Below are 17,037 nucleotides of genomic sequence, written 5' to 3'. Positions count from 1 at the left end.
AAACCTACGTCCGGCCGCAGGGGCCCGCCCTTGTCCCGGTGCCGAGTCCCGCCGTCGTGCCTTCCACTGTTCCCGGCCCCGGGCGCCAGGACGGCGCCGGCGAGGAAACGGTTGAGGGCCTGGACGCGGTGCTGGCGCATTTGGGGCAGGTGGCTCCGGCCGTCGATTCGCTGCGCAGCCAGGCGCCGCAGCTCGCGGCCTGGGGCATCGACCTGGCGGACCGGCTGCTCGGCGGGCAACGGCTGCTGGCGGCCGGCAACGGCGGATCCGCCGCGGAGGCACAGCACCTAACGGCAGAGCTGGTGGGCCGGTTCGACGGCGAGCGGGAGGCGTTCTCGGCCATCTCGCTGCATGCGGAGACCTCCGCCGTGACCGCCATCGGCAACGACTACGGCTTCGACCAGCTGTTCGCCCGGCAGGTCCGGGGCCACGGGCGCGAGGGGGACGTGCTGGTCCTGCTGACCACCAGCGGCAAGAGCGCCAACCTGCTCAACGCCGTGGAGGCCGCCCGCAGCCTGGGCGTGACCACCTGGGCGCTGACCGGCAGCGCCCCGAACCCGCTGACCAGGATCTGCGACGACTACATCGCCATCGATGCGCTGCCGGCCAATGTGCAGGAGGGCCACCTGATGGCCCTGCATGCCATCTGCCGGGCGTTCGACGCCGAGGTGTCCCGCCGCCGGGCGGCCGAAGCCGCGGCCGGAACGATCCCGGCAGGCTCGGGCCGCACGGCCAGTCCGCGCAGTACGGATAGAAGGGGGCGTCCATGAGCCCGAAGAACATTGTGGTGGTGGGCGATGTGCTGCTCGACGCCGATGTGCACGGCGACGCCAGCAGGCTTTCCCCGGATGCGCCGGTGCCGGTGGTGGATGTGGCGGAGACGGACTACCGGGCCGGCGGCGCCGGGCTGGTGGCGCGGATGCTGGAGCGCGACGGGCATGCCGTCCGGCTGGTCACCGTGCTGTCCGACGACGGCGCCTCCGGTCAGCTGCGCGGCGCCCTCGAAGGGATAGAAGTCATTGCCGGTCCCTCCGGTGTGCCCACGCCGGTGAAGACCCGGATCCGGGCCGCCGGCCAGTGCGTTGTCCGGTTCGACGAGGGGTGCGGCGAGGTGAAGATCCCCGGCGTGACCGACGCTATGCTCGCCGCCCTCGAACAGGCCGACGCCGTAGTCGTGGCGGATTATGGGCGGGGTCTGGCCGCGAATATACGGCTGCGCGGACTCCTGCAGGAACTGGCCGGCAGGATACCCGTGGTCTGGGACCCGCATCCTTCCGGAAGCATTCCGGTACCCGGCGTCACCGCGGTCACGCCCAACCTGCCGGAGTCGATCCGGGCAGCCGGGCTTTCCGCGAAGCAGGACGGCGGTGCGCGCGAAGCTGCCTTGGCCGCGGAGGAACTGCGCCGTGCCTGGCAGTGCGGCTCGGTGATCGTCACGCTCGGCGGCGCCGGCGCGCTGGTCCTGGCCGATGACGGCCTGCCGCAGGTCATCCCGGCACCCAAGGTGCAGGCGGGGGACCCCTGCGGCGCCGGTGACCGCTTTGCCGGCGCGCTCGCCGTCGGGCTGATGGGCGGGCAGCCGCTGCAGGCCGCGGCCGAAGGCGCCGTGCAACAAGCGGCCGCATTCCTCGCCGCCGGCGGGGTGGCCAGCCTGCGCGAAGAAGCCGCGCCGGAACAGCTGCACGGCGGCGGCGTGGATGCGCTGCGGGTGGCCCGGCAGACCCGGGAAGCCGGCGGCACCGTGGTGGCGACCGGCGGCTGCTTTGACCTGCTGCACGCCGGCCACGCCCGGACGCTGGCCGCGGCCCGCGGACTGGGCGACTGCCTGATCGTCTGTCTCAACTCCGACGCCTCGGTTACGCGGCTCAAAGGCGAAGACCGCCCCATCATGGGCCAGCAGGACCGCGCCGAACTGCTGCTCTCGCTGGAGTGCGTGGACGCGGTGCTGGTCTTCGACGAGCAGACGCCGGAGGCGGCACTGGAACAGCTGCGGCCGGACCTTTGGGTCAAGGGCGGGGACTACACGGCGGACCAGTTGCCCGAAGCCGCGCTGCTGCAGACCTGGGGCGGACGGGCCGTGACGGTTCCCTACCATCCGGCCCGCTCCACCACCCGGCTGGCCGCCGCGCTGGCCAAGGTCGGCTAGCCAACAAGACCATCCACGTCCATTAGGAGGAACAGATGAAATCAGCAGGATCCACGCCTACGACCCCCTACAATCCCGGTCGAGTTCTGGTCACCGGCGGCGGCTCCGGCCTCGGCGCCGCTGTCGTCGAAGCGGTCCGCGAGGCCGGCGGCACCCCGGTGGTGCTGGACCGTGACGTCAGCCGTGTCTCCGGCGTGAAGTGCCTGGAAGTCGATGTCTCCGACCGCGAGGCCGTCACCGCGGCGGTGCAGCAGGCGGCGGAAACTCTGGACGGGCTGGACGCCGTGGTCACCGCGGCAGGTATCGACCGCTGCGGCCGGCTGGAAGACGTCCCGGCGGACGAATGGGACAAGGTGATCGGCGTGAACCTGATGGGCACGGTCTCGGTGGTCCGCGCCGCACTGCCTTACCTGACGGCTTCGCACGGGCGGGTCATCACAGTCGCTTCGTCGCTGGGCATCAAGGCTGTATCCGACGCAACCGCCTACTGCGCCTCCAAGTTCGGCGTCGTCGGCTTCAGCCGCGCGCTCGCGGCGGAGACCCGCGGGCAGATCGGCGTCACCACCATGATTCCGGCCGGCATGAAGACCCGGTTCTTCGACGACCGGACGGAGCAGTATAAGCCGCAGGACGATTCCCGGCTCAACGATCCTGAGCGGGTGGCCGAGGCCATCCTGTTCGCACTCTCACAGCCGAAGGGCTGCGAGGTGCGCGAGATGGTTATTTGCCACGAAGAAGAAGACTCGTGGCCCTAAGCTGGCGGACGTCCGAGTAGACGTCTTCGGGGCGTATCTGCTCGGTCAGCGGAAACTCGTGTTCGCAGCGCTCGGCGGTCCAGCCGACCTGCGTCAGATCGGATCCGCAGACCGGGCAGTGCGTCATCCAGGACATGTGGACCCGGTGCACGGTCCGTCCCAGCGCGCCGGCCATAATCAGGTTCCCGGCCCAGTAGATCCCGACGGTGGGCGTGCCCACGGCCTGGGCCAGATGCCGCGGTCCGCTGTCGTTTCCGAGCATGACGTCGCTCGCGCGCAGCAACGCGGCCAGTTCCCCGAGCCCCAACTGCCCGGCCACGGAACGGATGCTGCCGGCGTCGTGCATTAATTCCTGCGCCTGGGAAACCACGTTGTCTGCCAAATCCACATCCTCCGGGCCCCCGACCAGGAGGACCTGGCAGCCATCCTGCGCCGCCCAGGCGGCGACCTGCGCAAAGTACGACGGCGGCCATTGCCGCCGCTGGTCGGAGGCACCGGGGTGGATGGTCACCAGGGAGGGCCGGCCGGCGTCCAGCAGGCCGGCAGCTGCCGCCTCTTCCTCGGGCAGGACCGCCAGCTGGGGCTGCAGGGCCACCGGCGCCGCGCCGGCCAGACCCACCACTTCGAGCGCGCGGAGCACTTCGTGCTGGTAATAGAGGTACGGGACGGTCCGTTCCAGCGCCGCGGCGTCCTCGGTCCGGGTGCCCACGGTGTGCCGGGCTTCAAGCCGGAGCAGGAACGGGTTGGAAAAGCGCCCGCCGCCGTGCAGTTGGACGGCGAGATCGAAGCGCTCTGCCCGCATCCGGGCCAGGAACTCTTCCACCACCGCGGGATCCTCGGGTCCCGGCCGCACGCCCTCCGCATAGGGCAGCACCTCCACCCGGTCCACCGGACCCGGCCGGCCGCCCAGCAGCGCGGCATGCAGCGGCGCCCCGAGCAGCGTGATGGTTGCTTCCGGATACGCCGCGGCCAGCGACTGCATGGCCGGCACGGCGAACATCAGGTCGCCGAGCCCGCCGCCGCGCAGCACCGCAATCTTCTTGACATCCTCGAACCGTCCCAGCAGCGGGCCGACGAGGCCCTGCCCCGCCGTTGCATCGAGCCGCTCGCCGCCGAAGTCCGCTCCGCCGGTGGCCACCTCGTCGACGTCGATTTCCTGTTCCATGTGTACCTCCATCTTCGCCGGCGGGCAGCGGCAGTAGCTGTTCTGAGCTTCACACTAAAGCGCTTCCGCGCCGCTGACCAGTGCTTCAAAGAGGTTGGATCCTCCGTGTCTGAATGGGCAGGCAACGGGGTACGGAGTGAAGCAGAACGCTTTGTCCGGCCGGCACTTTGGTGTGCGGCCGGGCCGATCTGGAAAAGGAGCGATATGACAACCGGTTCCGAGACAGTACTGCAGCAGGAAAAAGCAGCAGCCGACGCGGCCATCACCATTCACGATCCGCGCGACGGGAGCTTGGTGGGCAGCGTGCCGCAGGCCGGCCCCGCGGACGTGGACCAGGCGGTTGCCGCAGCCCGCGCCGCGCAGCAGGGCTGGGCAGGCGTGGACCCGGCGGCCCGCGGCGAACTGCTGCACGCGGCTGCTGCCGCGCTGAACGACAACGCCGAACGGCTGGCGCAGCTGAACGCGCGCGAAACCGGCCGGCCGGAAGCCGAAGCCCTGGAAGGTGTCAAAGCCGGCGCGGCAACGCTGCGGCAGTACGCGGAACTGGCCCCGGTGCACCGCGGGCTGAGCCTGCGCGGTTCGAAAATGGCCGCCGACTACACCGTGGCCGAACCGCGCGGCGTCGCGGTCCTGCTGACCCCGTGGAACGATCCGGTCGCCGTCGCCGCGGGCCTGCTGGGCGCCGCCCTGGTCACCGGCAACACTGTGGTGCACAAGCCGAGCGAGCGCTGCCCGCACCTGGGCGCGGCACTCGGGGAGGTGCTGGCCGCGGTGCTGCCGCCGGATGTCCTGATCACGCTCAACGGCGGACCACAGGTGGGCTCGGCGCTGACCAGCCATCCCGGCGTTGACGTTTTCGCCCATGTCGGCTCCAGTGCCACCGGGACGAGGATCGCGCAGGCGGCGGCGCTGACCGGAGCGCATGTCATCCGCGAAAACGGCGGCAACGACCCGCTGCTGGTGGACGCCGGCGTGGACCCGGAGTGGGCGGCGGAGCAGGCGGCGATCGGGGCGTTCGCCAACAGCGGCCAGATCTGCACCTCGGTGGAACGGATCTACGTGCACCGCGACATCGCCGACGCCTTCTGCAACGCGCTCGCCGAGGAGGCCCGCAGACGCAACACCAGCCAGCAGTTTGCGCCGCTGGTGGATACCAGGCTGCGCGATGAAGTCCATGCCCAGGTTGCCCAGGCAGTGGCCGCCGGTGCGAAGGCCACGGAAGGCGGTGAACCGCCCGAGGGGCCGGGCGCGCACTACCCGGCCACCGTGCTGCTCGGCTGCACCGAGGACATGACCATCATGACCGAGGAGACCTTCGGGCCGGTGGCACCGGTGACGGTGGTGGACAGTTTCGAGGACGGGCTGCAGCTCGCGGCCGCCGGACGGTATGGCCTGGCCGCCACCGTCCTGACGGCCGACATGGCGCATGCCCAGCAGGCGGTGGCAGCGCTGCCGGTCGGCACGGTCAAGATCAACGCCGTCTTCGGCGGCGCTCCGGGTGGCTCGGCCCAGCCGCGCAAGGACAGTGGCCACGGTTTCGGCTACGGTCCGGAACTGCTGGACGAATTCACCCAGGTCAAGGTGGTCCATGTCGGCCTGCCGGGTGGGGTGAGGCGATGAGCTCGCTGGAAGGCATTTCCGGACTCGCGGACTGGCTGCCGCAGCGCTTGGCAGAGGCCGCCCCGCAGATCACCGTGCTCGGCGACGTGATGCTGGACGGCTGGTTCACCGGCCGGATCGAGCGCTTCTGCCGCGAGGCGCCGGCTCCCGTGGTGGACATGGCCCGGCGCGAGTATGCCCCCGGCGGCGCCGCCAACACCGCCATGAACCTTGCCGCGCTCGGTGCGCGGGTGCGGATCCTCGGGCTCACCGGCAGCGACGAGGCCGGAGGCCGCCTGCGCGAACTGCTGGCCGGCGCCGGCGTGGACGTCTCCGGTCTCATCGAGCATCCTCAGGTCGTCACGACCACCAAGTACCGCGTGATCGGCGGGGACCAGATCATGCTGCGGATGGACGAACAGACGCAGCGGATGCCGGCGGACGCCGTGGAACAGCTCGCCGCCGCGGTGCCGCAGGCGCTGCTGGCCAGTGCCGCTGTGGTGGTCTGCGACTACGGCTCCGGAGCCCTCGGCGGCGCGGTGCGCGAAACCCTGGCGGCCCACCGCGGCGACCGCCTGACGGTGGTAGACGCGCATGATCCGCGGCCCTGGGCGCAGGTGCAGCCGGATCTGGTCACGCCCAATGCGGGCGAGGCCGCCGGGCTCCTCGGCATCGCCTTCGAACCGGACTCGGACCGGGCGGGGCTGGTCGCCGCGAGCGGCGGGCAGTTGCTCGAAGCGGCAGGTGCCCGCTCCGCCGTCGTTACCCTGGACCGGGACGGGACCGTTTTGCTCAACAACGACGGCGGCACGCACCGCACGTGGGCGCGTCCCGTTACCGAAAAGCAGGCATCCGGCGCGGGGGACACCTTTGTCGCTTGCCTGACGCTCGCGCGGGCGGCAGGCCTGCAGCTGACCACCTGTCTGGATCTTGCGCAGGCCGCTGCCGACGTCGTTGTCCACCGCCCCGGCACTTCGGTCTGTACTACGGCGGATCTGGCCGGACACCTGGGCAGCTTCAGCGACACCGCGCTGGACGCGGCGGAACTGGCCCGGCGGCTCGGCGACGAACGGGCAGCGGGGCGGCGGATCGTGCTGACCAACGGCTGCTTCGACGTGCTGCACCGCGGACACACGCGCTACCTGAACCAGGCCAAACAGCTCGGCGACGTGCTCGTGGTCGCGCTGAACAGCGACGAATCCGCCCGCCGGCTCAAGGGCCCGGACCGGCCGATCAATCCGGTGGGGGACCGCGCGGGCATCATCGCGGCGCTCAGCTGCGTGGACTATGTCACCGTGTTCGACACGGACACCCCCATCCCGCTGATCGAGGCCGTCAAACCGGACATCTATGCCAAGGGCGGGGACTATTCGCCGCAGATGCTGGAGGAAACGCCCGCGGTCGAAGCGTACGGGGGACAGGTGAGCATCCTGGACTATGTCTCCGAACATTCGACGACGGCGGTAGTGCGGCGCATCCGCGGTACCGGCGCGGGTGCGGGTACAGCCGAGGCCCCGGCCAAAGCCGCAATCACAGATGCGGCTACGGGCACCGGCACGGCTGCAGGCGCGGGAACCCACGCGGCCACGGCAGGCGGCCCCGCAACGGGCACGGCTACGGGCACCGCTGCGGCCGGACCCGTGGCCGAAGAGGCGGATCGGGCATGACGCGCAGGCACTCGGGGCAGTGGGCGCTCCCGGTGCCCGAGGAGCCGCCGGCCGAGGTGGACGTACTGATCCCCACCTACGGACGCGAGGCGGAACTGGCCGTGACGCTGTCCGGACTCGCCGCCCAGGACGGGCCCGCGTTCTCGGTGACCATCAGCGACCAGACCGACGGCGACCCCACCTGGGAGCATCCGGCGGTCGCCGCAATGGTCCGGGTACTCCGGGCCCAGGGCCGGAAGGTCAGGCTCGAGCGGCATCTGCCCAGGCAGGGCATGGCGGAGCAGCGCGATTTCCTGTTGGGCCTTGCCAACGCGCCGCTGGTGCTGTTCCTGGACAATGACATCTGGCTGGAGCCGGGCATGCTGGCACGGATGCACGCGGCCATCCGCGAGGCGGGCTGCGGGTTCATCGGCGCCGCCGTCCAGGGGCTGTCCTACCTGGACGACGAGCGGCCCCAGGAGCAGGAGCCCTTTGAACTATGGGAGGGGGCCGTCGAGCCGGAGCGCGTGCGCCGGACGGATGAACGGTTCGCCCGCTGGACGCTGCACAACGCGGCGAACCTGACCCACATCGCCCGGTCTTTGGAGATTCCCGACGGCGGATGGCGGCTGTACAAGGTGGCCTGGGTGGGCGGCTGCGTGCTTTACGACCGCGACAAGCTGGTTGAGTGCGGCGGCTTCGAGTTCTGGAAGGAGCTGCCGGCCGCCCATGCCGGTGAAGACGTGGTCGCGCAACTGCGGGTCATGGAGCGCTACGGCGGGGCGGGGATCCTGCCCTCCGGCGCGGTGCATCTGGAAGCGCCCACTACCGTGACGGACCGGTCCACCGAAGCATCCGAGGTCATCCTCGACCAGTAGTAGCTTTCGCCCTGCTTGCTACCGGGCCTGTTCCTGCCAGCCGCTGCCTTGCGCATAGCTGGCGATCAGAGTGCCGGCCCCGGTCTGCATGGATTCGGTCGGGTCGTCATAGAGACGGGCCTGACTGGCTTTGCTGTTGCTGAGGATTTCTTCCGCGGCGGTCTTGGCTTCGTCCAGGCTTGCGCCGATGACCTCGGTGCGGACGGGCAACCGGTCGGTGTGGATGACCTCCGCGTCAACCTCGGTCAGCGGGACGGTGTACCCGCGGTGTTCTTCGCTGACCGGGAACTCGTAGTCCCCATCGCCCTGGCCCGCTGGGATCACGTATTCCAGAAAGTAAGACATTGCTGCCTTTCCTCGTCGGTAACGGTCATGGCTAACGTCCGGTCAGCGCTGGTCGGCTTCCAAGGCGTCCTGCGCCGCGGCGAGTTCGTCGTAGGCAATAACCCACTCGCGGCCCTTCGGCGTGAGCGTGGCGCTACCGTCCGCTTCGCTTGCCAGAATTTCTTGCCGGTACTCCGCAGCCGCCGCCCGTTCGGTGTCGGTGGCAAGCCGCACGGCTTGTTCCAAGTCGGCTCTGTCCATGCCCCTAGCGTTGCACAGGCGGCAGAGCGTGCATAGGGGATGCCGCATAGTCGCCCATGCGACGCGGACCTGCTGACAGCAACCTGCTCCACTGCTACCTTGGGACAATGGCTGAGGGATCCAGGGGCCGCAAACCCGGAACCGACCCGCTGATTATGGGGCTGATCTTCGGGATTTTGCTTGGTGTTGTGCTGTCGACGATAGCTGGCCAGTGGTGGTGGATCGTCGTCGGCGTCGCCGTCGGTGCTGCCATCGGCGCCGGCAGAATCAGCGCGGACAAGAAGAAGCGCGGCCCCGGCAGCGACGGCACCTGACTCCGCCGTAGAGCCGCGCAGCCAGCATAGCCGCCGCAGTGCCACGCCCCGCCTATCAAGCTGCAGCCCATCGCCTGCTCCAATGCGCCGCCAAGGACTTGCGTCGTTCCAACTGTGTTCCCTGTGGGCCAGCAAGAATCCCCCGCCGGCACCGGGCCAACGATTCGTCTCTTCTTGAAACCGACGTTAGAATGAAAAATGCGTAAGGGAGTATTCCAAGCGTTGCACACGTCAACACGTCAGGCACCGATGCCTTGCCGGGTGCAGCGGCCAGCCGGACGGCGGGCGGAGAGACTTACTCGGCTCACTGCTACCCACCTTACGAAAGCAGGCATACCTTGACTGTTTCCCCCCTGATCTGGGGCATCACGATAGTGGTCATCCTGGCCCTGCTGGCCTTTGACTACTTCTTCCACATCCGTAAGGCGCATGTTCCCCAGTTGAAGGAAGCGGCCATTTGGTCCGCCATCTACGTGGGCATCGCCATCATCTTCGGCATTCTCGTCCTGATCTACGGCGGCACCGCGATGGGCTCGGAGTATTTCGCCGGGTACATCACGGAGAAGGCGCTCTCGGTGGACAACCTGTTTGTCTTCCTGATCATCATCGCCAGCTTCCGGGTTCCGCGCGAGGACCAGCAGAAGGTGCTGCTGTTCGGCATCGTGTTCTCGCTGATCGCCCGCACCGGCTTCATCTTCCTCGGCGCCGCGCTGATCAATTCCTTTGCCTGGGTCTTCTACGCCTTCGGCCTCATCCTGCTGATCACCGCCGGCAACCTGATCAAGCCTGACCACGGCGGCGGCCAAGCCGACAACTTCATGATCCGGCTGGCCCGCAAGTTCTTCCACACTTCCGAGGATTACGACGGCGACAAGCTGTTCACCGTGGAGAACGGCAAGAAGGTCCTGACCCCCATGCTGCTGGTCATGGTGGCCATCGGCGGTACGGACATCCTCTTCGCGCTGGACTCGATTCCGGCCATCTTCGGCCTGACGCAGAACGTCTACATTGTCTTCACCGCCACGGCGTTCTCGCTGATGGGCCTGCGCCAGCTGTACTTCTTGATCGACGGACTGCTGGACCGGCTGATCTACCTGTCCTACGGCCTGGCCGCGATCCTCGCCTTCATCGGGGTCAAGCTCATCCTGCACGCCCTGCACGAAAACAACCTGCCGTTCGTCAACGGCGGCCAGCCCGTTCCGGTGGTGGAGATTTCCACGAGTCTGTCCCTGACCGTCATCATCGGTGTGCTGGTCGTGACCATCGTGGCGTCGCTGCTGAGCAAGGCTGGCAAGGCCCAGACCGCCATCAACAACGCACGCCGGCATGCGGTCAACTACCTGGATCTCAGCTACACCGCGGACCCGGCGGAGCGCGAGCGCATCTACAACGCGCTGCGCGAGGAAGAGCGGCAGATCGAACACATGGAGCCGAAGTACCGCAACAAGGCCAAGGACGTGGACCGGATCCGCGCCCAGGTGGCCGAGGCGCACAAGCAGCACAAGGAGTACCTGGCCCGGTAAACCCAGCCTGGTAACTGCAGAAGGCAAGCCGGTCATCCGCTGTAACAGCAGCGGCGGGCAGCACCCGGCCGATCGGCTCCGCCGGTAAGATCGGCCGGTGACTGACGCCTTTGACCTCCGTTCCGATGTCCCTCTCTCCGTGCTGGATCTGGCCCCGGTTTCCCAAGGCCAGAGCGTGGCGGAGGCCATCGAGGCCAGCGCCCGGCTGGCCGAGGTGGCCGACGCCGCCGGCTACCGCCGCTACTGGTTTGCCGAACACCACAACAACGAAGGCGTAGTCAGCAACGCCACCGCCCTGCTGATCAGTCTCGCCGCCTCCCGCACGTCCCGCATCCGGGTCGGCTCCGGGGGCGTCATGCTGCCCAACCATGCGCCGCTCGTTGTCGCCGAACAGTTCGGCACCCTGGCGAGGATGTATCCGGACCGGATCGACCTGGGACTGGGCAGGGCGCCGGGGACCGATCCGCGCACCGCCGCCATGCTGCGTCGCGGCGATTCCTCCGGCCAGGCCTTCGCCGGCGAAATCGCGGATCTGCAGGCCTTCTTTGGCTCGCAGGAGGGCCTGGCCGTGCGCGCCCTCACCGCCCGGGATGCCCAGGTGCCCATGTGCGTGCTGGGCTCCTCAACCTCCGGGGCGGCCGTCGCCGGTCAGCTGGGACTGCCCTTTGCCGCGGCTTCCCACTTCGCGCCGGAGTCGCTGCATGAGGCCATCGCCGTCTACAAGCAGTACTTTGATCCGGACGCCGCAACAGCCCAGCTCGACCAGCCGTACGTGATCGCCGGCGTGAACGTGCTGGTCGCGGACTCCGCCGAGGAAGCCGCGTTCCAGTTCTCCTCGCACCAGCAGGTGGTCCGGGACATCATCACCGGCGGACGCCGTCCGGTCCAGCCGCCGAAGGCGGACGCCATGGCGGACTGGGACCCGCGTGAGGCCGCAATGGTGCAGGCGCGGCTCTCCGCCGGTGCGGTCGGAACCGCGGAAACGGTCAGCGCCGGGCTCCGCGAACTGGTCGAGGCCACCGGCGTTAGTGAGCTGATGGTCGTCACCTACGCCTACGACCGGCAGGTACGCGAAAACTCCTACCGGCTACTGGCGGAGGCATGGGGCATCGCCTAACACCGCATTTCAAACAACGACGGCGCGCGGCAGCAGGCCGCAGAACGGTCGTTGGCGGGCCCGGCAGCCTCCCTCCACAGGCGCACGTTTCTGCCGGGAACGTGGCCTACCCTGGGCGTTTTCTGCAGATTCTATTTACGGTCCTGCGGTTGTGGGAAGGGCCCTTCCACGGGGTTGGAGCCGGTGCTACGGTGAGGATTACCGATCGATACAGCGCGCGGTACGCCGCGTGGGAAGGAGATCACCATGGTAGAGCGGGGCAGTAATAAGCACGGTTCCGAGCTGGATGACCAGATGAAACATGAAGACCAAGGTCTGATCCAGGGCAGCAAACCAGGACACGCAGAAGAATTCCGCGAGACAGAACCCTTCCCGGACGAGACGGACAGTCCCGAAGTGCTCGATGCGATACGGAACGATTCAGCCATCAGGAATGCCCAGCAGGGCAAAGCTGACAGGGCAGAAGAGGATGGTGGAGACCGCTAATGGCCGAGCAGCTCAATACGTACGCGGAACTGTTCAAGAAGAGCGGACCGTGGACCACCGTTTACGTCGACGCCAGTACCGGCACCGTCGATACTCTGCGGGCCGGGGACGTCCTGCCGGACCGGGTCCGCGAAGTGCTCTCGGGCCAAGGCATTTCCAAGCAGGACCTGAAGGCCGTCGAGGAGGCGATATCCCCGGCAACGGGCGTGCCCTCCCCGGTCAGCCGCTTTGTGCTGGTCCGCGACGGCAATATTGAAGTCAATGAAATCCTGCCCGGGCCGCTGGCCGGACCGGAGAAGATCTCCGTGGACAGCGTGCCGGATTTGGTCCCGCTGATGAAGCAGCGCGGGGATGATTTTCCCTATGTAGTGGCCGAAGTGGGACGCGATGGCGGCGAGATCAGGCTGCAGTATGCCCGCCGCAACGGGGTGGCCGAGGAACATGCCGTTGAAGGCTCGAAGGAAAACCTGAAGAAGGTTCCCACCGGCGGGTGGGAGCAAGGCAGGCGTCAGCACCGGACGGAAGAGATCTGGCGCAAGAACGCCGACGAGATCGCCGGTGCCATTGACCGCGTTGTCAGTACCTGCCGGCCCCGGCTGCTTGTGGTCGCCGGCGACATCCGGGCTCGCGAACTTGTGGTCAACCAGCTCTCCGAAGCGAGCCGGTCCATCGAAGCAACGGTGGAATCGCATACCCGCACCGGCGGCGCAGACCAGAAGGTCTTCCAGGAGGAAGTCTCGCGCCTGGTGGCAGAGGTCTGGGCGCAACAGCAGCAGGAGATCCTGAGCCGGCTGGAAATGCAGCAGGGCCAGGACAACCCGGAGTCCACCACCGGCTACGGCAATGTGGTGACGGCACTGCAACAGGCGCAGGTGGAACGGCTGATCCTCGAGGAGGCCGCACTCGGAGACCATGAAGCGTTGGCGCTGGACAAGGAACCCTGGATCGCCACGGAGAAGGCCAATGCGCTGGACGGCCGGGTGCTCGGAACTATTTCGGCGCCGGCAGCCATGGTGCGGGCCGCGGCCCTGACGGACGCGAAGGTTTCCCTCGTGCCCTCGGGCGTACTGTCGGAAGGAACCAAGGTGGCCGCGCTGCTGCGCTGGCCTACCGGTCCCAGCGCATCCTGAATAACCTATCCATAAACTGAGGTGCCGGCGGCAAAGTCCGCCGGCACATCAGCGTGGACTGCGCGGGCAGATCGGCGAAACGTCGCCTGCGCCGTCAGCCAGCTAGCCGAGGACGTTGAAGCCGCGAAGTGCCTGCGCGATCGGCACTGCTGATGCAGCTGCCCAGGCCTGCGGACGGCACGCCGCCGGGTACGGCACCGGCGGCCACCTCCGGTCGGCAGGATCACCGGAAAACAGTTCCGGCAGCCGCCACTCAAAACCCTCGGCCGCGTCCAGCATGCCGCCGGCGAGTTTTGCCGCCTCGTCTTCGAAGCCGTCTTTGAGCATGCCCAGCAGAATCCAGGCGCTGTCGTGGCTCCATACGGAGCCGGCGTGGTACCGGGTGGGCCAGTAGCCGCCATTGGTGGTGGAGAGGGTCCGGATGCCGTAGCCGGAGAACATCGAGGGATCCATCAACCGCGTCACGACGGCGTCCTTTTCCTGCGCGTTCAGCAGGCCGGTGCCGAGCAGGTGCCCCATGTTGGAAGCGATGGAATCCACCGGTTTCTTGTCCGCGTCCAGGGCGATCGCGGGATAGGGGCCGGCATCGTCGGTGCACCAGAACTTCTCCCGGAAGCGGTCCGCGAGATCGGCGGCAAAGGCCCGCCATTCGCCCGAGCCCGGCCGGCCGAAGTGGTCCAGCATTTCGGCCCCGACCGTAGCGGCTTCATGCGCATAACCCTGCACCTCTGCCAGCGCAACCGGGCCTGCCGCCGGTGTGCCGTCATGCCAGCGGATCGAACCAGCGGTGTCTTTCCAGCCCTGGTCAACCAGTTTGCTGTCGAAAGCGCCGCCGTACTCGAGGAAACCATCGCCGTCGGAATCGCCGTAGTGCTGCATCCAGCCGAGGGCGTCCTCGAGGTTCGGCAGCAACGCCCTGACCTCGGCCTCCGGCATCCCCGAGTGCCAGGCGTCATGGAGCAGGATGATCCACAACGGCGTGGCATCGATGTTGCCGTAGTGGACCGGCGGCACCGAGATAACCGTGCCGCCGGGACCCATGACGAAGGTGCTGCGGCGGACTTCGCGCAGGATCTTGCCGGGTTCCTCGCCAGTTTCCGGCACCACGTCGGTACCCTGCCGTCCGGCCAAAGCCCGCAGGGTGCCCGCGGCGGTGGCGGCATCGATCGGCAACAGCATGCGGGCGGCCATCAGGGCGTCCCGGCCGAACATGGTCAGGTGCCACGGCGCGCCCGCGGCCAGGAACGCGTGTTCCGGACGCTGCCGGTCCGCGATCCGCAGGCTGTTGAGGTCGCTGATCGACCGCGTCATCAGCCGCATGAGGCGCGGGTCTCCTGCCACCGAGGGAGTGCGCAGCGGCTGTCCGCCGGCGGCAATCATCGGCGCGCCCTTGTCGGACACGGCCAGCGACCAGCCAAGCTCGACGGCGTCTCCCGGCTGGAGCGCGATACGCCAGCTGAGCACAACTTGGCTGCCCATGAAGGCCAGCTCGGCCCCCTCCGCGGTCAGCTCCGCGCTGGTGTCCTGGCCCCGCCAGCGCCAGCGGCGGTCTTCCGGCGCCACGGAACCTGCGGCCAGGGCCAGGCCTGCTTTGATCTGGTCCATCGGCAGGGCGTCGGCGACCAGTTCCATCTTCACGTCCAGCGTCACCGGTTCGGCCAGTACGGACTTGAACGTCAGGGTCTCGGCGAGCCGGCCGGTATCAACCGAGCGGCTCCGGATGATGGAGACCAGGGGGTCAGCGACGTTGGCGGGAACACGGATGAAATGGATGAAGTCCACATGCTCGGTGGACTTCAGCTGGGTGGAGACCCATTCCGGTTCGTGGCCGTTGACAGTGAGGACGGCCCGCGCCAGAACCCTGTCATCCCCGCAGTAGGCACCTTGGGCACCCTCGCCGCGGATCTGGCCGTGCTGGTCGCTCCAGACCTGGATAGGCGCGGTGAATACGCCGGTGAGATCGTGCAGATAGGGCTGCTGGAAAGCCATGGCTGCTCCTTGGGTTAGCGTGAAGTTGCCGGCCTCGTGCCGGTGGTGCCGGGTGGCGGGAGGGCTCCTTAAAGGGAGCTGCCGGTCAGTCCCCGATGGTCATTGACACCTCATTTGAACGTTCATACTGTGGTGTTTACATCTTGGCAGATACCCCCTCCGATGCAACACCCCGTCTTCGGTGGTTACGTAGCGGCCAGCACGGACGCCGGCGTTAGCCAGCGCGGAAGTCCGCAGAAAAGGGACCCGATGACACAGAAGAAGCCCACTCTGGTCAGTCTTGCCGAGTCCATCGGGGTCTCCCGCCAGACAGTGTCCAACGCGCTCAACGCACCCCAGCGGGTGAAGCCGGCCACTCGTGAGCGCGTACTGAAGGCCGTCCGGGAGAGCGGATACCGTCCCAGTGCGGCTGCCCGCCAGCTGCGCACGCGCCGGTCGATGGATCTGGGCCTGCGGCTGACGCCCGCCACCGACGGCATCAACGGCGCGGTGCAGGACCGCTTTCTCCACGCACTGACGGAAGCCGCCCAAGACGCGGGCTACCGCCTGACCCTCTACAGTGCGCGTGATGACGAGGAAGAAATCCGCCACATCGACGAGCTGCTGCACGTGGCGGACCTGGATGGCTTTGTGCTGACCGGCACTCATGCCGGGGATCCGCGGACAGCTTGGTTGCAGGAGCATGCCGTTCCTTTCGCCGCCTTCGGCCGGCCGTGGAGCCGAACGGAGGATCCGTTTGCGTCGGCCCATCCGTGGGTTGATATCGACGGCGCTGCCGGCACCGAGAGTGCCACCGGGTTCCTGCTGGAGCAGGGCCACCGGCGGATCGGCTTCTTGGGCTGGCGGCCGGACGAAGGCTTGGGGGACGACCGGCGGTCCGGCTGGCAGCGGGCGATGGAAGCGGCCGGCATCGGCGGAAGCCTGGACGAGCTGAGCACGGCAACCGACGACGACGTAGCGGCTGGCGCCGCGGCGGTCGAGGGTCTGCTGGCGAGGGGAGTCACCGCGCTGGTCTGTGTCAGCGATTCGCTGGCTTTGGGTGCCTTCGCCCAGCTGCGGGCGGTGTTGCCGGCGGAGCGGGAACCCGCCGTCGTCGGTTTTGATGACACTCCGGTCGCGGCCGCCGTGGGCCTGAGCAGTGTGGCCCCGCCTGTTGCCGATGCGGCCCGGCGGATCATCGCCGTGCTCTCCCATATGCTGGCCGGCCGGCCGGCAGGCGAGGGGCCGCAGCAGCACCAGGTGCTCAAGCCGGCCCTGGTGGTGCGGACCCCCTATGCGCTCGGCAGAGTTGTGCCGCGGCCCGGCGGCTAGCCGTTGTGGCGGTGGCCGTCGTCCTCCGGTTCGCCTTCGGGCTGCCAGGTAAGCGTGATTTCGACGCCGCCGCGGACGGCGGCGATGACCAAATGCAGGTCTTCGCCGTACAGATCTTCGTGGTCCACCCGTCCGCCGTCTTCGCGGCGTTGTTCCACCAGATCCGTCATGGCCGCAGCCATCGCACGGCCCCAGTCCTGGGGATGGCGGCTGCTGGCTTCGGCCGACGCCGAGTATTTTTTGTTCATGCTGGTCCCGTCCGGATCATCAGGGGCGAAGTCCATCCAACCCCGCCCCGGGCCGAACACCCATCTGAAATGAAGTTTGACCCTGCCCCACGACGCTGTGATGCAGGTCTCATAAGGTTAGGATGAAGAATGCATTGATGCCAAC

General features: G+C 68.1%; 17 protein-coding genes. 12 read left to right on the top strand and 5 right to left on the bottom strand.

Translation table 11 applies throughout. The features are described from left to right. Positions 1–38: 38 nt before the first annotated feature. The 3 genes from AC20117_RS03440 to AC20117_RS03430 are packed head-to-tail and all read left to right on the top strand — an operon-like array spanning position 39 to position 2,901. Positions 39–770 (top strand): D-sedoheptulose-7-phosphate isomerase, encoded by a 732-nt coding sequence (locus tag AC20117_RS03440; protein WP_083339973.1) that lies wholly within the window; start codon positions 39–41, stop codon positions 768–770. Continuing rightward, the gene (locus tag AC20117_RS03435) at positions 767–2,146 is read left to right on the top strand and encodes a PfkB family carbohydrate kinase (protein ID WP_074700980.1); all 1,380 of its coding nucleotides are present in this window, start codon (positions 767–769) and stop codon (positions 2,144–2,146) included. Before AC20117_RS03440 ends, AC20117_RS03435 begins: the two co-directional genes overlap by 4 nt. Before the next feature lie 35 nt (positions 2,147–2,181). After that, positions 2,182–2,901: an SDR family oxidoreductase gene (locus AC20117_RS03430; protein ID WP_074700981.1), complete on the top strand. Its 720-nt coding sequence runs from the start codon at positions 2,182–2,184 to the stop codon at positions 2,899–2,901. Here AC20117_RS03430 and AC20117_RS03425 read toward each other — a convergent pair. After that, positions 2,867–4,066 carry a glycosyltransferase family 9 protein gene (locus AC20117_RS03425; protein ID WP_083339749.1) on the bottom strand — a complete coding sequence of 400 codons (1,200 nt, stop codon included), beginning with the start codon at positions 4,064–4,066 and terminating at the stop codon, positions 2,867–2,869. The genes AC20117_RS03430 and AC20117_RS03425 overlap by 35 nt on opposite strands. Before the next feature lie 204 nt (positions 4,067–4,270). Between AC20117_RS03425 and AC20117_RS03420 the strand changes: the two genes are divergently transcribed. From AC20117_RS03420 to AC20117_RS03410, 3 genes are read left to right on the top strand one after another with little or no spacing between them, the layout of a single operon-like run. Then, entirely contained in the window at positions 4,271–5,686 is a 1,416-nt protein-coding gene (locus AC20117_RS03420) for an aldehyde dehydrogenase family protein (RefSeq protein WP_074700982.1), read from the top strand. Beyond that, positions 5,683–7,332 (top strand): D-glycero-beta-D-manno-heptose 1-phosphate adenylyltransferase, encoded by a 1,650-nt coding sequence (rfaE2, locus tag AC20117_RS03415; protein WP_074700983.1) that lies wholly within the window; start codon positions 5,683–5,685, stop codon positions 7,330–7,332. Before AC20117_RS03420 ends, rfaE2 begins: the two co-directional genes overlap by 4 nt. Then, positions 7,329–8,189 (top strand): glycosyltransferase family 2 protein, encoded by an 861-nt coding sequence (locus AC20117_RS03410; RefSeq protein ID WP_074700984.1) that lies wholly within the window; start codon positions 7,329–7,331, stop codon positions 8,187–8,189. Before rfaE2 ends, AC20117_RS03410 begins: the two co-directional genes overlap by 4 nt. Positions 8,190–8,207: 18 nt before the next feature. On the opposite strand, the gene AC20117_RS03405 is transcribed toward AC20117_RS03410, so the two are convergent. Continuing rightward, complete coding sequence (locus tag AC20117_RS03405; RefSeq protein WP_074700985.1) at positions 8,208–8,534, bottom strand: hypothetical protein; 327 nt, start codon at positions 8,532–8,534, stop codon at positions 8,208–8,210. A 42-nt stretch (positions 8,535–8,576) separates the two neighbouring features. Then, positions 8,577–8,774, bottom strand: coding sequence for a hypothetical protein (locus tag AC20117_RS23210; protein WP_139186788.1), 198 nt, complete (start codon positions 8,772–8,774; stop codon positions 8,577–8,579). Positions 8,775–8,881: 107 nt separating this feature from the next. Between AC20117_RS23210 and AC20117_RS03400 the strand changes: the two genes are divergently transcribed. The 5 genes from AC20117_RS03400 (at position 8,882) to AC20117_RS03380 (ending at position 13,344) form a co-directional block, all read left to right on the top strand. Further along, on the top strand, positions 8,882–9,088 hold the full coding sequence (locus tag AC20117_RS03400) for a hypothetical protein (RefSeq protein WP_101632515.1): 207 nt from the start codon (positions 8,882–8,884) through the stop codon (positions 9,086–9,088). Between the two features lie 338 nt (positions 9,089–9,426). Next, positions 9,427–10,611 (top strand): TerC family protein, encoded by a 1,185-nt coding sequence (locus AC20117_RS03395; protein ID WP_074700986.1) that lies wholly within the window; start codon positions 9,427–9,429, stop codon positions 10,609–10,611. 97 nt (positions 10,612–10,708) lie between these two features. Further along, entirely contained in the window at positions 10,709–11,728 is a 1,020-nt protein-coding gene (locus tag AC20117_RS03390; protein ID WP_074700987.1) for an LLM class flavin-dependent oxidoreductase, read from the top strand. Positions 11,729–11,974: 246 nt separating this feature from the next. Continuing rightward, positions 11,975–12,214, top strand: coding sequence for a hypothetical protein (locus AC20117_RS03385; protein ID WP_074700988.1), 240 nt, complete (start codon positions 11,975–11,977; stop codon positions 12,212–12,214). Then, a complete protein-coding gene (locus tag AC20117_RS03380; protein ID WP_074700989.1) occupies positions 12,214–13,344 on the top strand; it encodes a baeRF2 domain-containing protein in 1,131 nt (376 codons plus the stop codon). Before AC20117_RS03385 ends, AC20117_RS03380 begins: the two co-directional genes overlap by 1 nt. Positions 13,345–13,446: 102 nt before the next feature. On the opposite strand, the gene AC20117_RS03375 is transcribed toward AC20117_RS03380, so the two are convergent. Continuing rightward, entirely contained in the window at positions 13,447–15,333 is a 1,887-nt protein-coding gene (locus AC20117_RS03375; protein ID WP_074700990.1) for a glycogen debranching N-terminal domain-containing protein, read from the bottom strand. 249 nt (positions 15,334–15,582) lie between these two features. Between AC20117_RS03375 and AC20117_RS03370 the strand changes: the two genes are divergently transcribed. Beyond that, positions 15,583–16,644 carry a LacI family DNA-binding transcriptional regulator gene (locus AC20117_RS03370; RefSeq protein WP_074700991.1) on the top strand — a complete coding sequence of 354 codons (1,062 nt, stop codon included), beginning with the start codon at positions 15,583–15,585 and terminating at the stop codon, positions 16,642–16,644. Here AC20117_RS03370 and AC20117_RS03365 read toward each other — a convergent pair. Continuing rightward, a complete protein-coding gene (locus AC20117_RS03365; protein ID WP_139186789.1) occupies positions 16,641–16,892 on the bottom strand; it encodes a hypothetical protein in 252 nt (83 codons plus the stop codon). The two genes, AC20117_RS03370 and AC20117_RS03365, sit on opposite strands and share 4 nt — an antisense overlap. Between the last annotated feature and the right edge of the window lie 145 nt (positions 16,893–17,037).

The sequence above is a fragment of the Arthrobacter crystallopoietes genome (genome assembly GCF_002849715.1).
GTDB lineage: Bacteria > Actinomycetota > Actinomycetes > Actinomycetales > Micrococcaceae > Crystallibacter > Crystallibacter crystallopoietes.
This window is presented reverse-complemented; position numbering and strand designations above follow the sequence as displayed.

Coding starts and splice junctions, on each gene's coding strand:
- AC20117_RS03430 (WP_074700981.1), top strand. CDS start 2,182: ATGAAATCAGCAGGATCCACGCCTACGACCCCCTACAATCCCGGTCGA.
- AC20117_RS03405 (WP_074700985.1), bottom strand. CDS start 8,534: ATGTCTTACTTTCTGGAATACGTGATCCCAGCGGGCCAGGGCGATGGG.
- AC20117_RS03375 (WP_074700990.1), bottom strand. CDS start 15,333: ATGGCTTTCCAGCAGCCCTATCTGCACGATCTCACCGGCGTATTCACC.
- AC20117_RS03435 (WP_074700980.1), top strand. CDS start 767: ATGAGCCCGAAGAACATTGTGGTGGTGGGCGATGTGCTGCTCGACGCC.
- AC20117_RS03410 (WP_074700984.1), top strand. CDS start 7,329: ATGACGCGCAGGCACTCGGGGCAGTGGGCGCTCCCGGTGCCCGAGGAG.
- AC20117_RS03420 (WP_074700982.1), top strand. CDS start 4,271: ATGACAACCGGTTCCGAGACAGTACTGCAGCAGGAAAAAGCAGCAGCC.
- AC20117_RS03365 (WP_139186789.1), bottom strand. CDS start 16,892: ATGAACAAAAAATACTCGGCGTCGGCCGAAGCCAGCAGCCGCCATCCC.
- AC20117_RS03385 (WP_074700988.1), top strand. CDS start 11,975: ATGGTAGAGCGGGGCAGTAATAAGCACGGTTCCGAGCTGGATGACCAG.
- AC20117_RS03425 (WP_083339749.1), bottom strand. CDS start 4,066: ATGGAACAGGAAATCGACGTCGACGAGGTGGCCACCGGCGGAGCGGAC.
- rfaE2 (WP_074700983.1), top strand. CDS start 5,683: ATGAGCTCGCTGGAAGGCATTTCCGGACTCGCGGACTGGCTGCCGCAG.
- AC20117_RS23210 (WP_139186788.1), bottom strand. CDS start 8,774: ATGGACAGAGCCGACTTGGAACAAGCCGTGCGGCTTGCCACCGACACC.
- AC20117_RS03370 (WP_074700991.1), top strand. CDS start 15,583: ATGACACAGAAGAAGCCCACTCTGGTCAGTCTTGCCGAGTCCATCGGG.
- AC20117_RS03400 (WP_101632515.1), top strand. CDS start 8,882: ATGGCTGAGGGATCCAGGGGCCGCAAACCCGGAACCGACCCGCTGATT.
- AC20117_RS03380 (WP_074700989.1), top strand. CDS start 12,214: ATGGCCGAGCAGCTCAATACGTACGCGGAACTGTTCAAGAAGAGCGGA.